General features: G+C 69.9%; 15 protein-coding genes and 1 tRNA gene. 8 read left to right on the plus strand and 8 right to left on the minus strand.

The features are described from left to right. Positions 1-57 precede the first annotated feature (57 nt). The 5 genes from WJM96_RS20505 (at position 58) to WJM96_RS20525 (ending at position 4,996) form a co-directional block, all read left to right on the plus strand. Entirely contained in the window at positions 58-591 is a 534-nt protein-coding gene (locus tag WJM96_RS20505) for a peptidylprolyl isomerase (protein ID WP_424814416.1), read from the plus strand. A gap of 150 nt (positions 592-741) precedes the next feature. Then, positions 742-817: transfer RNA gene (locus WJM96_RS20510), tRNA-Lys, on the plus strand. A gap of 36 nt (positions 818-853) precedes the next feature. Then, complete coding sequence (locus WJM96_RS20515; RefSeq protein WP_424814417.1) at positions 854-1,636, plus strand: YoaK family protein; 783 nt, start codon at positions 854-856, stop codon at positions 1,634-1,636. A gap of 201 nt (positions 1,637-1,837) precedes the next feature. Then, entirely contained in the window at positions 1,838-4,624 is a 2,787-nt protein-coding gene (locus tag WJM96_RS20520) for a bifunctional aconitate hydratase 2/2-methylisocitrate dehydratase (RefSeq protein WP_424814418.1), read from the plus strand. Between the two features lie 75 nt (positions 4,625-4,699). Then, on the plus strand, positions 4,700-4,996 hold the full coding sequence (locus WJM96_RS20525; protein ID WP_424814419.1) for a hypothetical protein: 297 nt from the start codon (positions 4,700-4,702) through the stop codon (positions 4,994-4,996). A gap of 12 nt (positions 4,997-5,008) precedes the next feature. Here WJM96_RS20525 and WJM96_RS20530 read toward each other — a convergent pair whose 3' ends face one another. Together WJM96_RS20530 and WJM96_RS20535 are read right to left on the minus strand one after the other, a co-directional pair. Further along, positions 5,009-5,350, minus strand: coding sequence for a DUF6525 family protein (locus WJM96_RS20530; protein ID WP_424814420.1), 342 nt, complete (start codon positions 5,348-5,350; stop codon positions 5,009-5,011). A 177-nt stretch (positions 5,351-5,527) separates the two neighbouring features. Beyond that, positions 5,528-5,680: a hypothetical protein gene (locus WJM96_RS20535; protein WP_424814421.1), complete on the minus strand. Its 153-nt coding sequence runs from the start codon at positions 5,678-5,680 to the stop codon at positions 5,528-5,530. Between the two features lie 297 nt (positions 5,681-5,977). Here WJM96_RS20535 and WJM96_RS20540 point away from each other — a divergent pair, with 297 nt between their 5' ends. Continuing rightward, positions 5,978-7,240, plus strand: a complete 1,263-nt coding sequence (locus tag WJM96_RS20540) for a glycosyl hydrolase family 8 (protein ID WP_424814422.1) — start codon at positions 5,978-5,980, stop codon at positions 7,238-7,240. Further along, a complete protein-coding gene (locus tag WJM96_RS20545) occupies positions 7,237-8,430 on the plus strand; it encodes an extracellular solute-binding protein (protein WP_424814423.1) in 1,194 nt (397 codons plus the stop codon). Before WJM96_RS20540 ends, WJM96_RS20545 begins: the two co-directional genes overlap by 4 nt. Here the strand turns inward: WJM96_RS20545 and WJM96_RS20550 are convergent. From WJM96_RS20550 to WJM96_RS20565, 4 genes are all read right to left on the minus strand, one after another. Next, positions 8,418-9,332: an aminotransferase class IV gene (locus tag WJM96_RS20550; RefSeq protein WP_424814424.1), complete on the minus strand. Its 915-nt coding sequence runs from the start codon at positions 9,330-9,332 to the stop codon at positions 8,418-8,420. The genes WJM96_RS20545 and WJM96_RS20550 overlap by 13 nt on opposite strands. After that, positions 9,329-10,366: a histone deacetylase family protein gene (locus WJM96_RS20555; RefSeq protein ID WP_424814425.1), complete on the minus strand. Its 1,038-nt coding sequence runs from the start codon at positions 10,364-10,366 to the stop codon at positions 9,329-9,331. Before WJM96_RS20555 ends, WJM96_RS20550 begins: the two co-directional genes overlap by 4 nt. A gap of 91 nt (positions 10,367-10,457) precedes the next feature. After that, positions 10,458-11,096, minus strand: coding sequence for a TetR/AcrR family transcriptional regulator (locus WJM96_RS20560; protein WP_424814426.1), 639 nt, complete (start codon positions 11,094-11,096; stop codon positions 10,458-10,460). A 59-nt stretch (positions 11,097-11,155) separates the two neighbouring features. Further along, the gene (locus WJM96_RS20565) at positions 11,156-11,857 is read right to left on the minus strand and encodes an SDR family oxidoreductase (RefSeq protein WP_424814427.1); all 702 of its coding nucleotides are present in this window, start codon (positions 11,855-11,857) and stop codon (positions 11,156-11,158) included. Positions 11,858-12,043: 186 nt separating this feature from the next. Between WJM96_RS20565 and WJM96_RS20570 the strand changes: the two genes are divergently transcribed. Then, entirely contained in the window at positions 12,044-14,284 is a 2,241-nt protein-coding gene (locus WJM96_RS20570; protein ID WP_424814428.1) for a tetratricopeptide repeat protein, read from the plus strand. On the opposite strand, the gene WJM96_RS20575 is transcribed toward WJM96_RS20570, so the two are convergent. Together WJM96_RS20575 and WJM96_RS20580 are read right to left on the minus strand one after the other, a co-directional pair. Beyond that, positions 14,281-15,003 carry a glycosyltransferase family 2 protein gene (locus WJM96_RS20575; RefSeq protein WP_424814429.1) on the minus strand — a complete coding sequence of 241 codons (723 nt, stop codon included), beginning with the start codon at positions 15,001-15,003 and terminating at the stop codon, positions 14,281-14,283. The genes WJM96_RS20570 and WJM96_RS20575 overlap by 4 nt on opposite strands. After that, a complete protein-coding gene (locus WJM96_RS20580) occupies positions 15,000-16,586 on the minus strand; it encodes a phosphotransferase (RefSeq protein WP_424814430.1) in 1,587 nt (528 codons plus the stop codon). The genes WJM96_RS20575 and WJM96_RS20580 overlap by 4 nt, the downstream gene beginning before the upstream one ends. Positions 16,587-16,749: the final 163 nt, after the last annotated feature.

Genomic DNA, 16,749 nt, shown 5'->3' on the forward strand with positions numbered 1-16,749 from the left:
ACGCCGATGAACCGCCGTGCCTTGTTGACCACAACCCTGATTGCTGCAGGAGCGACCATGTCCGAAACCAACGAAGCCGAAGCCCAGGGCGCTCCGGACCGCGAGAACACCCTTGTGATGGAGCTGAAGGACAACGCGCGGGTCGTCATCCGCCTGCGTCCGGACCTGGCCCCGCTGCATGTCGAGCGCATCAAGACGCTGACCCGCCAGGGCCTCTACGACAACACCCCCTTCCACCGCGTGATCGAGGGCTTCATGGCCCAGGGCGGCGACCCGACCGGCACTGGCACGGGCGGCTTCCGCGACCGTGGCTTCGCCGACCTGCGCGCCGAGTTCAGCCCGCCGTCGCGCGCCCGCTTCCTGCGCGGCACCTGCGGCATGGCCCGCGCCCAGGACCCCAACAGCGCGAACAGCCAGTTCTTCATCATGTTCGCGCCGACGCCGAGCCTGGATGGCCAGTACACCATCTGGGGCCAGGTGACGGAGGGCATGGAGGCCGTGGACAAGATCAAGCGCGGCGTGGGCGGCGGCGGCATGGTGCCGAACCCGCCGGATCGCCTGATCCGCATGCGCGTTCTGGCGGATACCTAAAGCCCTCGAGCGCCGGGCGCCGCCTGAGCTGTCGGTCTGGGCGCGGCCGCGCGTCGCGCTGCCGGCCCAGCGTGGCGTCGAGCCGTAGGTCACAATCGCTCCGGGGCAGCTTGACCCGGAGCGGGTCGCGCGGGATATGCCGCGCGACGAGAGCCCGTAGCTCAGCCGGTAGAGCACGTGACTTTTAATCATGGGGTCGTGGGTTCGAGTCCCACCGGGCTCACCATGTTTTCCGGGTTTCGACGAGACCAAGAGGCCAGCCGTGCCGACCGCCAGCCGTATGTTCATCAGGCGCGCGATCGGCCCGCTGCATGAGGCCGTGGCCGCCGAGCGCAACGAGCTGACGGACACCCGCCTCGCCCTGACCCTGACCTTCGTCGCGGGCGCCATGAATGCCGGCGCCCTGGTGGCCGTCGGCCAGTACACCTCGCACATGTCGGGCATCGTCTCGGCGCTGGCGGACAACCTGGCGCTCGGCGCCTGGGTGCTGGCGCTGGGGGGCTTGGGCGCGCTGGCGTCCTTCATCGGCGGCGCCGCCGTCTCGGCCGCCCTGATCAACTGGGCGCGGCGGCATCGCGCCGGCGCCCAATACGCGATGCCCCTGTTGCTGGAGGCTGCGCTGCTCGGCGCCTTCGGCCTGGGCGGGATGGCGGCTGGCGGAACGCGGGCCTTCGCCTTGCTGGCCGCCCCCGCGCTCTGCTTCGTCATGGGGCTGCAGAACGCCACGATCACCAAGGTGTCCGGCGCCCGCATGCGAACGACCCATGTCACTGGGATCGTCACGGATATGGGGATCGAGCTCGGAAAGCTCTTCTACTGGAACCGGAGCCGCGACATCGTGGTTCCCTCGGTGCGCGCGGACCGCACCAAGCTGCGGCTGCTGGGGGGGCTGCTGGCGGCCTTCGCCCTGGGCGGCGTCCTCGGAGCGCTGGGCTTCGCCCGTTTCGGCTTCGCCACGGCCTTGCCCTTCGCGCTGGTGCTCATGGCGCTCGGCTGCGCGCCTTCCATCTCGGCGGCGCTGTCGCGGGGCGCGCAGGCGCGATGAGCGGCCGCGCATCCCAGGAATGCGCGCCGTTCCGGCCCGTCGATGTTGAACGCAAACCAGCATTTCCCAGCTGAAACCCGGGTGCCTTGTCAGTCGGCGAGGCTTGGCGTAGTCCGACTTCAACCGACCCCAGGCTGACAAGCGATCCCGGAACGAGGCGCTGCGCTATCAGCTCAGGCCCCTCATGACGTTGGGAATGCGATGACCGCCTATCTGGATTACCTGACCGAGATCAAGAGCCGCGAGGCCCAGGGCCTTGCCCCCAAGCCGATCGACGATGGCGAGCTCGTCCGCGACATCATCGCCCTGATCAGGGACACCGGCAGCGAGCACCGCGCCGACGCCCTGAAGTTCTTCATCTACAACACGCTTCCCGGCACCACGAGCGCGGCGGCCGTCAAGGCGGCCTTCCTGAAGCAGATCGTCCTGGGCGAGGCGGTCGTCACGGAGATCACGCCGGCCTTCGCGCTCGAGCTCCTGTCGCACATGAAGGGCGGGCCTTCGATCCGCGTGCTGCTGGACATCGCCCTGGGCGACGACGCCGCGATCGCCGTCCAGGCCGGCGAGGTCCTGAAGACCCAGGTATTCCTCTACGACGCCGACATGTTCCGCCTGCGCGACGCCTATCAGGCGGGCAACGCGGTGGCGAAGGACGTGCTCGAAAGCTACTCCAAGGCCGAGTTCTTCACGAAGCTCCCGGATGTCGAGGACGAGATCAAGGTCGTCACCTACATTGCGGCCGAAGGCGACATCTCGACCGACCTTCTCTCGCCTGGCAACCAGGCGCATTCCCGCGCGGACCGCGAGTTGCACGGCAAGTGCATGATCTCGCCCGAGGCGCAGCAGGAAATCGTGGCGCTGCAGAAGCAGCACCCCGACAAGCGCGTGATGATGATCGCCGAGAAGGGCACGATGGGCGTCGGCTCCTCGCGCATGTCGGGCGTGAACAACGTCGCGCTCTGGACGGGCAAGCAGGCCAGCCCCTACGTGCCCTTCGTGAACGTGGCCCCCATCGTGGCCGGCACCAACGGCATCTCGCCCATCTTCGCCACCACCGTCGACGTGACGGGCGGCATCGGCATCAACCTGAAGAACTGGGTCAAGAAGACCGGCGAGGACGGCCGGGCCATCCTGAACAATGATGGCAACCCCATCCTCGAGCAGATGTATTCGGTCGAGACCGGAACGGTCCTGAAGATCGACGTCAAGGGCAAGAAGCTGCGCGACGAGGACGGCCAGGAGCTGGTCGACGTCGCCTCCGCCTTCACGCCGCAAAAGATGGAGTTCATGAAGGCGGGCAGCTCCTACGCCATCGTCTTCGGAAAGAAGCTCCAGACCTTCGCGGCGCAGACGCTGGGCGTCGTGCCCCCGCAGGTTTTCGCGCCGAACAAGGAGATCTCGATCGAGGGCCAGGGCCTGACGGCGGTCGAGAAGATCTTCAACCGCAACGCCGTCGGCGTGACGCCGGGCAAGATCCTGCATGCCGGCTCCGACGTTCGCGTGAAGGTGAACATCGTCGGCTCCCAGGACACGACCGGCCCGATGACGGCGCAGGAGCTGGAGGCGATGGCCGCCTCCGTCATCTCGCCGCTGGTGGACGGCGCGTACCAGTCCGGCTGCCACACGGCCTCCGTCTGGGACAAGAAGGCGCAGGCGAACATCCCGAAGCTCATGGCCTTCATGAACAACTTCGGCCTGATCACCGCCCGCGACCCGAAGGGCGTCTACCACTCGATGACGGACGTCATCCACAAGGTGCTGAACGACATCACCGTGGATGACTGGGCCATCATCATCGGCGGCGACAGCCACACCCGCATGTCCAAGGGCGTGGCCTTCGGCGCCGATTCCGGCACCGTGGCGCTGGCGCTCGCGACGGGCGAGGCGACGATGCCCATCCCGCAATCCGTGAAGGTCACCTTCAAGGGCACGATGCAGCCGCACATGGACTTCCGCGACGTGGTCCACGCGACCCAGGCGCAGATGCTCAAGCAGTGCGGCGACAACGTCTTCCAGGGCCGCATCATCGAGGTCCATATCGGGACGCTCCTGGCCGACCAGGCCTTCACCTTCACCGACTGGACGGCGGAGATGAAGGCCAAGGCTTCCATCTGCATCACGCAGGACGCGACGCTGATCGAGTCGCTGGAGATCGCGAAGTCGCGCATCCAGATCATGATCGACAAGGGCATGGAGAATGCGGCCGGCACGCTGAGGGGCCTGATCGCCAAGGCCGATGCCCGCATCGCCGAGATCCGCTCGGGCGAGAAGCCCGCGCTGGCCCCCGATACCAACGCCAAGTACTACGCGGAGGTCGTCATCGACCTGGACCTCATCGACGAGCCGATGATCGCCGACCCCGACGTGAACAACGCCGACGTGTCCAAGCGCTACACCCACGACACGATCCGCCCCATCTCCTACTACGGCGGCACCAAGAAGGTGGACCTGGGCTTCGTGGGTTCCTGCATGGTGCACAAGGGCGACATGAAGATCGTCGCCCAGATGCTGAAGAACATCGAGAAGGCCGAAGGCCAGGTCGCCTTCAAGGCGCCGCTGGTCGTCGCCGCGCCGACCTACAACATCATCGATGAGCTCAAGGCCGAAGGCGACTGGGAGATCCTGCAGCGCTACTCCGGCTTCGAGTTCGACGACCTGCAGCCCAAGCTCGCGGCGCGCACCGAGTACGAGAACATCCTCTATCTCGAGCGCCCGGGCTGCAACCTGTGCATGGGCAACCAGGAGAAGGCGGAGAAGGGCGACACGGTGCTGGCGACCTCGACCCGTCTGTTCCAGGGCCGCGTCGTCGAGGATGCGGGCGAGAAGAAGGGCGAATCCCTCCTGGCCTCGACCCCGGTCGTGGTGCTGTCGGCCATCCTGGGCCGCACGCCGAGCGCCGAGGAATACAAGGCCGCCGTGGAGGGGATCGACCTGACGAAGTTCGCCCCGCCGAAGACGGCCGGCATGGGCGCCTCCGTCCACTACTGACGTCCCGACCCGGCCGGCGCCTCAGCGCGCCGGCCGATGGTTTCCTCCAGGCGAATCAGTCGCTAAGGAAGCGGGGTGACTGATCGTTCCCCGCCGACCCCCGTCTCCCGCTTCTGGAAAGTGCTGCTCGGCATTTTCACGGTCATCGCCTGGGCGCCGATCGCGATGGCCTTCGCGGCCTCCGGCATCGCCTCGGCGCTGGGTTGCCGCGTCAACGAGGCCGGCACGAACCCCTGCCTGCTCGCCGGCTTCGATATCGGCGAGGCGCTCTACACCATGTTCATGATGATGTGGCTCGCCTTCCTGACCTTGCCGCTGCTGCTGATCACGCTGGTCGGCTGGATCATCGTGTGGGTGAACCGGGCGCGCTGAGGCGCCCGTCCCTCAGCCGTTCGGAATCCCGCCCCGGCCCCTGTAGCGCTGGATGGTCGCGCCCGCGGCGACATGCGGATAGGCCTTGGCGCCCTTCGGCCAGGTCCGGGCGAAGGCGGCGACCTCGGCATGGTCCATCTTGCGGATCGTTCGGACGAGGGCTGCCGCTGCCTTGGCCGGGCGCAGACGTTCCTTGCGGATGAGGTGCGTGTGCCACTCGCGGGCGCGCAGCGGGCACCAGTCCACGAGCGATTCCTGCAGGGCGCGGCGCACCTCCGGCGGCAGTTCCTCGAAGGCGCGGTAGGGGTCGCCCTTCAGGGGGCTGCGTGGCTTGGTGGCCTTGGTGTTGTCCATCCGCGCCTCCTAGCGCCTGATCCGCTCCGGCGGGATCGCCGGGGCGCTGAATCAGCCGCTTGGAAACAGAAGGCGTGATCCACGAAGTGGGGCACGCCTTAGCCGAAGCCCGTGGCGCTGCGAAGCGAATTGCGGGCGTGGGGCGGGGATGGCTGCGATGTGCGCGGGGCGCATCGCTCACCGCAGGGGCGGGGCCTTTCGCGCCTCGTACTGCTGCATCGCGCTCTCGATGGCGCGGGCGTAGGAATCACGCTCGCTCTGCCCCGACATATTGCGCGCCTGGCGCCGGACGCCCGAAGTCTGCCCGCAGGCGGCGACGAGGGTGAGCAACACCGCGCATCCAGCCATCAAGGCAACGCCTCGCCGCTGCTGACCGAGCCTGTTCCTGCTGCGCGATGTCACGACCCAGACGGTGCTCCAAGCCGGAAGCGAAACACACACCGGGGCGTCAACTCAAGATGCAGTCGGGTGAAACCTCTTGGGAAGGTTGCTCTTCCCTGATATGGTGCAACCATGAGGTGAGTTCCAGGACGTCTCACACTCGCCGGGAACGTCGCGGGGGGCCTTATGCAACCTTGGTCTCGGACGCGCGGGCGCCAGATCCGCCGGGCCCTCCTGGCGGCCGTCATGGCGCTTGCCGCGGGAAGCGCGGCGGCCCAGCCCGCCGCGCCTTCGCGGGCGGCAGGCGCTGGCGGGCCCGACCTCGAATGGCGGGCCTTCAAGAACCGCTACGTGGCCAATGGCGGGCGCGTCATCGACACGGCGAACAACGGCATCTCGCACAGCGAGGGCCAGGGCTACGGCATGTTCTTCGCCGTGGAGTTCGATGACAAGGCGACCTTCGACCAGCTCTGGGGCTGGACCCGCCAGAACCTCCAGCGCCAGCGGGATTCGCTGTTCGCCTGGCGCTACGACCCCCGCAGCTCGCTTCCCGTTTCCGATACCAACAACGCCACCGATGGCGACATCTACATCGCCTGGGCGCTCCTGAAGGCGTTCCAGCGTTGGAGCGACCCCTCCTACCGCGCCTACGCGGCCCGCATGACCGAGGACATCCTGCGCTGCTGCGTCACCGAGGCCGGTGGGCGCACCGTCCTGCTGCCGGGTACCGCCGGCTTTCGCGGGCCGGAGGGCACCGTCGTCAATCTCTCCTACTACGCCTTTCCCGCGCTGCGCTCGCTCTCGCGGCTGGTGGCCGACCGGCGCTGGTCCGCGCTCGAAAGGGACGGGCTGGATCTGATGCGCCAGGCCACCTTCGGCGGCTGGGAACTGCCGCCCGACTGGCTGCTGCTGCCGGCCTCCGGCCGCGCCATGATGCCGGCGCCTGCCTGGCCGCCCCGCTTCTCCTGGGATGCGGTGCGCGTGCCGCTGAACCTCGCCTGGCTCCGCGCGCAGCATCCCGTGCTCTCGGCCAGCTACCGCTTCTGGAGCCATCCGGACCATCGTCAGAAGCCGCCCGCCTGGGTCGATCTGCGGACCGGGCAGATCCCCAGCTATCCCGGCCATGCCGGGGTGCGCGCCGTCATGGCGCTGGCCGCGCCGGCCGGGGCGGAAGCGCCCGTGAGCTCCATCCGCGTCGCGCAGGCGCCCGATTACTTCGCAGCCGCCCTCGTGCTGCAGGCGCAGATCGCTGCGGCCGCCCGGCCCGAGCCGCCCGCCGTGGACCCGCCCGAGGAAGTCGCCCAAGCTGCGCCCGGTATTCGCGGCCGGATCACGAGCATGGGCAGCTCACTCCTCTCCCGCGTCTGGGGAGCCGACGAGAACGAGGGCGTGGCCGCCCCCGCGCCGGCGGTCGCGCCCGCCGTGGTGCGGACCGCTCCCTCGGCCGAGGAGCCGCCGCCGGTGCGCGGCATGCGCTCCGGCCTGCGCGGGCTGACGGCGCCGCGATGAGCACCCTCGGCCGCCGCGCCCTTCTCTCGGGCGGGCTTGCGCTTCCTGCTGCGGTCGCCGCCGCGCAGGGCGGGCCGCCGGTATGGCGGCTGCGCGCTTCCTTCCCGATCGAGCGCATCGACGAATTCCTGCCGGCCTTCCAGCGCTTCGCCGCCTCGCAGCCGGGGCTGATGATGGAAGCCCTGGTCCGCGTCGACGATGCGGGGCTGGTCTCGCCGGACTTCAACGCGACGGTCCGGCCGTGGCAGCTGCGCTCCGATGCCGCGCTCGTGGATTCGGCGACGCTGGCGGTGGGCGCGTCGCGCGGCATGTGGCTGCCGCTGCCCGAGGCCTGGCACGAGATGGCGCGCGGCTCGCATCCGACCCTCACGCGGCTGATGGCGCCGCTCGCGGGGCAGGAGGGCGCGCTGCTCTCGGCCGAGCCGGGAGGGCCGTTCCTGGTGCACCGGCGCGACCGGGCGGCCTCACTTCCGCGCGACCCGGTGGCCCTGCTGGACTATGCCCGCCAGAACCCGGGGCGCTTCTTCTACGTTCGCCCCGCGGAATCCGGCTTCTCGCAGCTCTTCCTCATGGCCCTGCCGCATCTCCTGGGGGACCGCGATCCGTCGGACGCACAGACGGGCTGGGACAAGAGCTGGTCGTGGCTCGCCGAGATCAGCCGCCATATCGGCTTCTATCCCAGCAGCGACGACGCGGCGCTGGACGAGTTCGCGATGGCGGGGGCCGATCTCTTCCCGACCTCGCTCGCCGGCTTCCTGAAGGCGCGGCTGGACGGCACGCTGGCGGAGGACACGGACGTGGCCACGCTGGGCGGCGGGCTGATCGTGCCCCGGGGCATGTTCCTCGTCATGCCGCGCCATGTGGCGGCCGAGCGGCGGACGGCGGCCGAGCCGCTCCTGCGCTATCTCCTGGGCGCGCAGGCCCAGGCGCAGGTCTTCGGCCGCGGCCTGCTGCCGGGCGAGGCGGGCTTCGGCCTGGACCACGCGGCCCCCAGGACGGACGCCGAGACCGCGGCCTGGCACCTGGCCCTGCCGGCGGACCGTACCGAGGCCATTGCCACGATGCGGCTGGCCCCGCCGCTTCCGGCCCTCCAATACACCTTCATGCTCAACCGCTGGGAGGAGCAGATCGGCTCGCGCCACAACGAGCCGCCGCAGGAGATCCTGACCTCGGGGACTCAGCCGCCGTAGTCGATGGCGGTATTCAGCGCGTCGTCCTCGTGGCGTTTCCAGTAGAGCTCCAGGATGCGCCGGGTGATGGCGCCTGGCCTGCCGTCGCCCACCGCGCGGCCCTCGTATTGCGTGACCGGCGTGATTCCGCCGGCGGTGGTGCTGGTGAAGATCTCGTCCGCCGCCGCCACCTCCTCGACCCGCACCGGGCGGATCTCGCATCGCAGCTGCAGGTCGGCGGCGATCTCGGTGACGGTGCGGCGGGTGATGCCCTCGAACATGCCGCGGTCCGGCGTCGCCAGCACGCCGTCCTTCACGATGAAGACGTTGAAGCCCGGCCCCTCGGTGATGGTGCCGTCCGCGAGCGGCAGCACGGTCACGGTCGCATCGCGGTCATAGGCCTCGAAGAGGCTCATGGTGAGGTCGAGCCAGTGGAAGTTCTTGATCCTCTGGTCCAGCGCCTCCGAGGGGATGCGCTGGGTCTTCGACAGGATCATGCGGAAGCCGTCGCGCCGCTGCTCCTCGTTCGCGATCCAGAGGAAGGGCTGAGCATAGGCGTAGAGCCGGTTGCGGCACAGGCGCGGGTCGCGCGTGCCGGGCGGCTGCACCCCGCGCGAGCACATCACCATGATAAAGGCGTCGCGCTGGCCGGTGCGGCGGACGCATTCGATCATCACCTCCGCGAGCTCGGCATCGGTCATGTCCAGGCTCATGCGCAGCCCGGCCATGGAGGCGCGGAAGCGGGCGATGTGGTCGTGCAGCCGGAAGACGCGCCCCTTCCAGACATGCAGCGCGTCGTAGGTCACGTCGGAGCGCAGGAAGCCGCGATCCAGGATGGGGATGCTGGCCTCGGCGAGCGGCATGTAGCGCCCGTCCATATAGGCCACGCCCTGGACGGCGGAGAGTTCGTCGATCGCGTTCATGCGGAGGTCTCCCGTCCTTCGAATCCCGCCAGCGCGCCGGCCACGCAGCGGGCGATGGTGTCCATGTTGTAGCCGCCTTCCTGCACCAGCACCGTCGGCAGGTTCAGCTCCGCCAGCCGCGCGCCGATGCGGCGGAAGCCGTCGAAGGTCACGGCGAGGCCGGCGGTGGGATCCGCCTCATGCGCGTCCACGCCGAGCGAGACCACCAGCGCATCCGCGCCATAGGTCTGGATGCGCGCGCAGGCGGTCTCCATCGCGCCGAGGAAGCCGTCATCGCCGGTGCCGGCGGGCAACGGCAGGTTGAGGTTGAAGCCGAGGCCCTCGCCCTCGCCGCGCTCATGCGCGTGGCCGACGAAATAGGGGTGGTAGTCGATGGGGTCGCGGTGCAGCGAGACGAAGAGCACGTCGCGCCGCCGCCAGAAGATGCCCTGCGAGCCATTGCCGTGATGCACGTCCACATCGATCAGCGCCACCTTGCCGAAGCCGCGCCGCAGATGGTGCGCGGCGATGGAGGCATTGTTCAGGAAGCAGTTGCCGCCGCCCATGTCGGCGAAGGCATGGTGGCCCGAGGGGCGGCAGAGCGCATAGGCGAGGCGGTTGCCCGCCAGCACGAATTCCGCGGCTTCCACGGCCAGGTTCGCGGAATCCAGCGCGACCTTCCAGGTATGCTCGCCGATCGGCGCCCAGGCATCGTGCATGTGGTAGCCCGCGCGCCCGACAATGGAGGTGGGGTAGGCATTGTCCATGCCGCGCACGGGGAAGATGTAGGGGAAGACGTCGTCCGATGCGCCCTCGATCTTCCGCCACTCGCCCCAGGCGGTCTTCAGGAAGTCGAGATATTCCGGCGTGTGGATGGCCTGGATGGGCGCCATGCCGTGCCACTTCGCCTCGCCCAGCCGGTGGCCGTCCTGGCGGAGCGCGGCGAGGATGTTGTCGGCCCGCGTGGGCAGGTCGCGATTGGTGACGATGCGTCCGTGGCGGAAGGTCTGGCCCGGCCGGTGGCCGGAATGGGTGGGCGAGAAGAAGACCTGCATGCGGGCGGCTGCCTCCTGAAGTCGAATAAATTCGACTTTTCGAGCCTGCCCCGGGCGGCCATCCCCCGCAAGGCGGAATCAGCCGGCCCCATCATCCGGGAAGGGGCTTCGCGCGCTTCTCGGCGTATTCGCCGATATAGAGCCGGAGATAGGCAAGCTTGGCGCGCAGCGCCTCCTGCGCCATCTCGGGCTCGATCTGGCCATGCCGGGCGAAGGAGAGCGCCCAGATGGAATCGCCGATGGTGACGGAGATGGCGAGCGCGCGCTCCAGCGCCTCGCTCTCCGCGATCACGAAATGCTGGATCAGCTTGCGGTAGAAGATGTGCCCGATCCGCTCATTGGTCGCGAGGTCCGCCGCCCGGATCTCCCACCCGCTCTCGGGGCCGAGGAAGAGGCGCATGGCCACGGGGTGCTGGTGGTAGAAGCGCAGCGACATCTCTGCATGGATGGCGCAGAGGTCGCTCCATTGCGTGAGCCGGTTGTGCCGGATGGGGCTGCGCGCCAGCGCCTCGAAGCCCGTGAGGTAGCGCTTCGCCAGCTCCATCAGCAGGGAGGGGTTCGTCGGGAAGTAGTGATACAGCGAGGCGGGCGGCAGCTTCGCCGCCTCCGCCACCTGCTGCAGGCTGAACGCCGTCCCCTGCCGCTGGATCACGAGATCCGCGGCATCGAGGATCTGCTCCATCCTCTGCCGCCCGCGCGCCTGGCGCTGCGGGCCCGCCTCCCGGGGCATGGCTGGCCGTCCTGTCCTGAGATCTCCCGGTTATCGAATTCCGCCGGGTTTCGCAAACATCAGACCGAGCGCATCAGCCCGCCATCCACGCGGATGTTCTGGCCCGTGATGTAGCCCGCGCCCTCGGAGGCGAGGAAGGCGACGGTGGCCGCGATCTCCTCCGACTTGCCGTAGCGGCCCATGGGCACGCTCGCCTGACGCTCCTCCGTCTGGGGAAGGCTGTCGATCCAGCCCGGCAGCACGTTGTTCATCCGCACGTTGTCGGGCGCGTAGCTGTCGGCGAAGAGCTTGGTATAGGCCGCGAGCCCCGCCCGGAACACGGCCGAGGTCGGGAACATGGCCGATGGCTCGAAGGCCCAGGCGGTGGAGATGTTCACGATGGCGCCGGACTTCTGCGCCTTCATGACGGGCGCCACCAGCCGCGTGGGGCGGATGACGTTCATCAGGTAGACCTCCATCCCCGTGGCCCATTGCTCGTCGGTGATCTCGGTGATCGGCGCGCGCGGCCCGTGGCCCGCGCTGTTCACGAGCACGTCGATCCGGCCCCAGCGCTGCATCGTGCCGTCCACCAGCCGCTGCAGGTCCTCGGCCGAGCGGTTGGAGCCCGTGACGCCGAGGCCGCCCAGCTCCTTGGCCAGCGCCTCGCCCTTGCCGGAGGAGGAGAGGATCGCGACCTGGAACCCGTCCGCCGCCAGCCGTCTCGCGGCCGCCGCGCCCATGCCGCTGCCGCCCGCCGTGATGATCGCCACCTTGCCCGCCATCTGCGCGAATCCTTCCCAACCGAGGTTTCCGGCGAGACTGCGCAGGCCGTGGCGGCGGCGGCAAGATCGCGCGAGCCCCGGGCACTCCCGTCCGGGAAGCTGTTGCGGTGGCCGCGGAGTGAATGCAAATTTATGCAACGCCGACCGGAGTTGCATGATGGTCATCCCCGCGGGCCGCCCTGTCCCATGAGCGCCAGCGAGCTCGCGTCGGACCACGCGCCGCTGATCGCCGAAGCCGAGCGCGCCCTGGCCGCGAAGCGCTGGCAGGAGGCCGACAGGGCCTGCCAGCGCGTCCTGGCCAAGGATCCTGCCTCCCGCCCCGCGCTCATCGGCCGCGTCAAGGCTGCGCGCGGGGAGGGGCGCACCCAGGCCATCGTGGCCCGTTGCGACGAGGCCCTGCGCCATTTCCCCCGCAACCTCGACCTGCACCGCCAGGCGGCGGAGGCGCGGCTCAAGATGGGGCATGCCGTGGAGGCCGCGCGGATCCTGACCGCCATGCAGGAGATCGATCCCGCAGCACATGACACGCTTTTCGTGCGCTCCGCCCTGGCGCGCGCGCGCCGCGCCCATGGCGAGGCGCTGGAGGCCGCCGAGGCGCTGCTGCGCCTCAAGCCCGGCCACGAACTCTTCGAGCGTTATCGCGCGCAGGCCTTATTCGAGCTGGGCCGGGCCGGCGAGGCGCGGGCCTGCCTGGACGCAGCCCTCCAGGCCGCGCCCGGGACCTTCTCCTTGCTCGTGGAATCCATCTCCCTCGCGCGGCAGATGGGCGATCATGCGCTGTCCCGCGAGCATGCCGCGCTTGCGGCGGCGATGCGGCCCGACGACCCGCGCCCCTGGCGCTGGATGGGCGAGGCGCTGCAGGGGCTGGGGCAGCTGGAGGAAGCCGAGTGCGCCTTGCTGCGCGCGCTCTCGATCGCGCCGCAGGATGCCGGTACCGCCATCGTCCTGGCCCGGCTGTTCCGCGCGCTCGACCGCACGGAAGAGGCGATCGGCATGTTCCACCGCGCCTGCCGGGCCGAACCCGGGCGAGCCAGCGCCTGGCTCGGCCTCGCCGACATCCTGGAACGCGATGGCCACCCCGAGGCTGCCCTGGACGCGCTCGTGCGGGCGCAGGCGGCGGGGCTGAAATCCCATGCGGGCGGGCTGCGCGAGGTGCGCCTGCTCGACGGCCTCGGCCGCCTCGAGGAGGGACGCCGCCGCTTCCGCCAAGTGGCGGCGGAATGGCCGGAGGAGGCGGAGGTCAGGGCCGCCGCGCTGGAGCGGGCGCTGCAGGAGGGCGATTTCGCCGCCGCCGAGGCCGCCATCGCCACGCTGCCCACGAAGAGCTCTGCCCAGCGGACGCGCCGCGCGCTGGCGGCCGGGCAGCTCGCGCTCCGCCGGTTCCGGCCGGAGGAGGCGGTGGCGGCCTTCGCCCAGGCCGCCCAGGAGCCCCAGGCGCCGCGCCGGGTCTATACCGGGCTGATGCTCGGCCATCTCATGCTGCTGCGGACCGCGGACAGCTACGCCGCGCAGCGCCAGGCGCGCCTGCTGCATGCCGAGGAGAGGCGGGCCCGCGGCCTGCCGCGCGGCCTGTTCCGCAACATGATGGTGGCGCTGATCGAGGAGGCGCGGATCGACGAGGCGAGTGCGGAAGCCGCCCGCCTGGCGCTGGAGCGCGAGGGCCTGCCCGGCCTGCTGCGGGTGCTGCGGGCCGCGCCGGAGTTCACGCCGGCCGCCATCGCGCTGAACATCGAGCTAAGGCGGCTCGGGCTGCTCGATGCCGCCGCGCCGGGCGGCGGCATTCTGGTGCCGCGGCGCATCCATCAGTTCTGGGACGCGCCGCGCCCGCCCGCGGATGTGGAGCGGCTGATGGCCAGCTGGACCGCGCTGAATCCCGGCTGGCTCTGGCGGCGCTACGACCGCGAGGGCGCGCTGGCCTGGCTGCGGGCACGGGGGCTGGACGATACGGCGCGCGCCTTCCGCTTCGCGCGGCACCAGGCGGCGCAGCAGGCGGACATCTTTCGCCTCGCGGTCCTGCATGTGGAGGGCGGCGTCTACGCCGATGCGGACGACCGCTGCGTCGCGCCGCTCGACCAGGCGCTGGGCGGCGCGGAGCTGGTTCTGCGGCAGGAGCCCACGGGCCTCATCGGCAACAACTTCATCGCGGCGATGTCCGGCCACCCGGTGATCGCCCGCGCGCTGGAGCGCGTGACGGAAGCCGTGCTGCGCGGCGATTCCGAATCCATCTACGTGAAGACCGGGCCGGGCGCGATGACACGCAGCTTCGCGCAATTCCTGATGGAGGACGAGGCGCGCATCGCCCTGCTGCGCGGCCCCATCCGCGTGCTGGAGGATTGGCGCCTGCGCGCCTTCTGCCTCGCCAATTGCGGCGCGGGCTACAAGAGCAGCGGCCGCGACTGGCTGAGCCGCGAACTGCGCGGCGGCTAGGCCCCGCCGAGCAGCGCCTCGTACTCGGCGGGAACGCCGCAGAACACGACGTCCTTCGTCTCCACGATCTCGTAGTGGATCCGCGCCCGCTCCGCGATCAGGTGGTTGTAGAGCGGCGCCACGTAGAGTTCCGGCGCGCTGGGGGCCGCGCGCTCCCTCGCCAGCGCCGCGTTGAAATCGCTCGCGCGCGCGAAATGGTAGAGGCCCGTGCAGCAGAGGTCGGAGATCGGGCGCTTCTCGGCCGTTTCCAGCGCCAGCGGCTCGCTGCCCGGCGCCGGCCGGACGTAGGACCAGTTGGCGCCCGATCCGCGGAAGACCTCCAGATAGCCGTCCGAATGCTCCCACCAGCTGCCGGCCGGGAAGCGGAAGCCGGGGCGGAAGGTGTCGATGTTGAAGATGGTCAGGGGATCGTCCCGGCCCAGCCCCGCCTGCGCGATCCCGAGTTCCACGGTTTCCGCCTGGCCGGCGGTCGGCCCCGCCAGCAGGGCGACCCGCGCATCGCGCAGGCCGAGCCGCGCGCATTCCCGCCGCACGAAGGCCTCGGTGTCCGCGATGTCGCGCGCGATGAACAGGAAGGGGTGCGTGGCGAAATAGGCCGAGAAGCTCTCCACCGCATGGGCGAAGACGCTGCGGCCGTGCAGCGGCAGCATGTATTTGGGCAGGTCGTAGCCCGCCCTGGCGAAACGGGCGGAAAGCCCGGCCATGGGAATGACGATCATCCGGCGGCATCCTCCATCATGGCGTAGAGGCGCAGCGCATTGGCGATGAAGGCGCCCTGGCGATCCGGCCGGTCGGCGTGCAGCGGCAGCATGGACAGGAAGAGCCCCGTCATCACCGCGTGGACCTCCTCGCCCGGGGCGCCGGCGCGACCCAGCACCAGCTCCCCGAACATGTCTTGCAGCCAGGCCTGCTGCGGCGTGCGCTCGAAATCGATGGAGACGCGATAGGGGTCGCTCACGGATGCCGCATAGCGCCCGGCGATGATGTGGTCGTAGCGGCCGATGATGGAGTGCGCGAGCTTCGCGAGGTCGTAGCGCTGCTCGCCCAGGATGCCCGGTGTCCCCGCTTCGATATGGCCGCGCGGGTCGATCACCTTGATTCGCCGCGTGCGCGAATCGTAGAGGATGTTGCTGAAGCAGAAGTCGCCGTGCATCACGGTGGCCGGGCGGTCCGCGCTCCTCTCCAGCAGGGCGGCGAGGTTGCCGGCGATGTCCCGGAGCGAGGGGAGGGGCCGGTCCCTGAAGCGGACGGGCCGGTCGATGTCGAAGCCGCTCAGCCGGGCGTGTTGCTCCAGGCGCTCCATGGTCTTCTCGATCGCGAGCTTCCGCAGCATGGGCTTGCTGCTCCCGGCGGTTCCGTGGCGGGCGCAGACGGCCAGGAATTCGGCGCAGGATTCCATGATGCGCGTCCAGACGGGCCGGTTCAGGGCGCCGAAGACGAACAGCTCGGAAAGGGTCGGGATGTACTGGTATTCCGTCTCGTAGAAGGACAGCCCGTCGCATTCGCCGCTGTCCAGCACGCGCACGCCGTAGAGCTGGACGGCAGGCGGGATGTCCCGGAGCCATTGGGCTTCCGCCCGCATCTTGGCGCCGTCGCGGCTCATCTTGCGCGCTGTCCGTCCATCCAGGCGGAGCGTGTTGAAGGAGCGTTCGGTCGTGACCGCGCGGCGCGAGCGGAAATAGGTCTGCGAATGGCCGAAATCGTGCCAGGTCGCGGCCTGGTGCGGGCGCAGGGGCGTCTCCGCGGCGTAGAGATTGATGCCGCCCACGAAATCCCCCCGCGCGCGCGTCAGCGCCCGGACCAGGCCGAGGCTGCTGCCGAAGGCGAAGTACCCCGCGGCCACCGGCCGGCCGGAGACGCGCTCGCTGCCGGCCGGGATGGTCTCGAGCGAGAGGACGCAGTCCCCGGCGACCTCCGCTTCGGCCCAGGAATAGCCGTCGGCATTGTCGGCCAGCACGATGAGGTCGGTCTCGCCGAGGGGAAGGCCCTCGATCAGCGTGTCGCCATGCAGCAGGAAGAGCGGCTGGTCCGGGCCCGCCACCATGTTGACCGCATGGACCACCGCCTCGCCGAGCTGAAGCCGTTCGGGAAGAGGCAGGGCCGTGACGCCCAGCTCCTCCAGCCGCCGGCGATCCTCGGGCGTGAGCTCGTAATCCTCGGGGATGGTGAGGTAGATGGACCGCTGCGCGCCGAGCAGGGCGAGGTGGAACTCGTAGAGCCTCGACATGCCCACTGGCAGGAAGGCCGGCGGCAGTTTCCCGAACTCGGCCGCCAGCTCGGCGCCGACATAGGCGCCGGACATGATGAGGCAGATCCCGGCCGGATTGCCCGGGACGCCGGGCGCCCCGCCGCTCAAAGGGCCGGGCCCGAGGAGCTTCGGGGAGTTAGGACGTTGATCTGGCTCACGGATCTGCCGAATATCCGCCTGTTGCGGGTGCCGTCAGGATAGGCCCAAAGGCCCTGGC

Source organism: Roseococcus sp. YIM B11640 (assembly GCF_049727625.1).
Classification (GTDB): Bacteria; Pseudomonadota; Alphaproteobacteria; order Acetobacterales; family Acetobacteraceae; genus Roseococcus.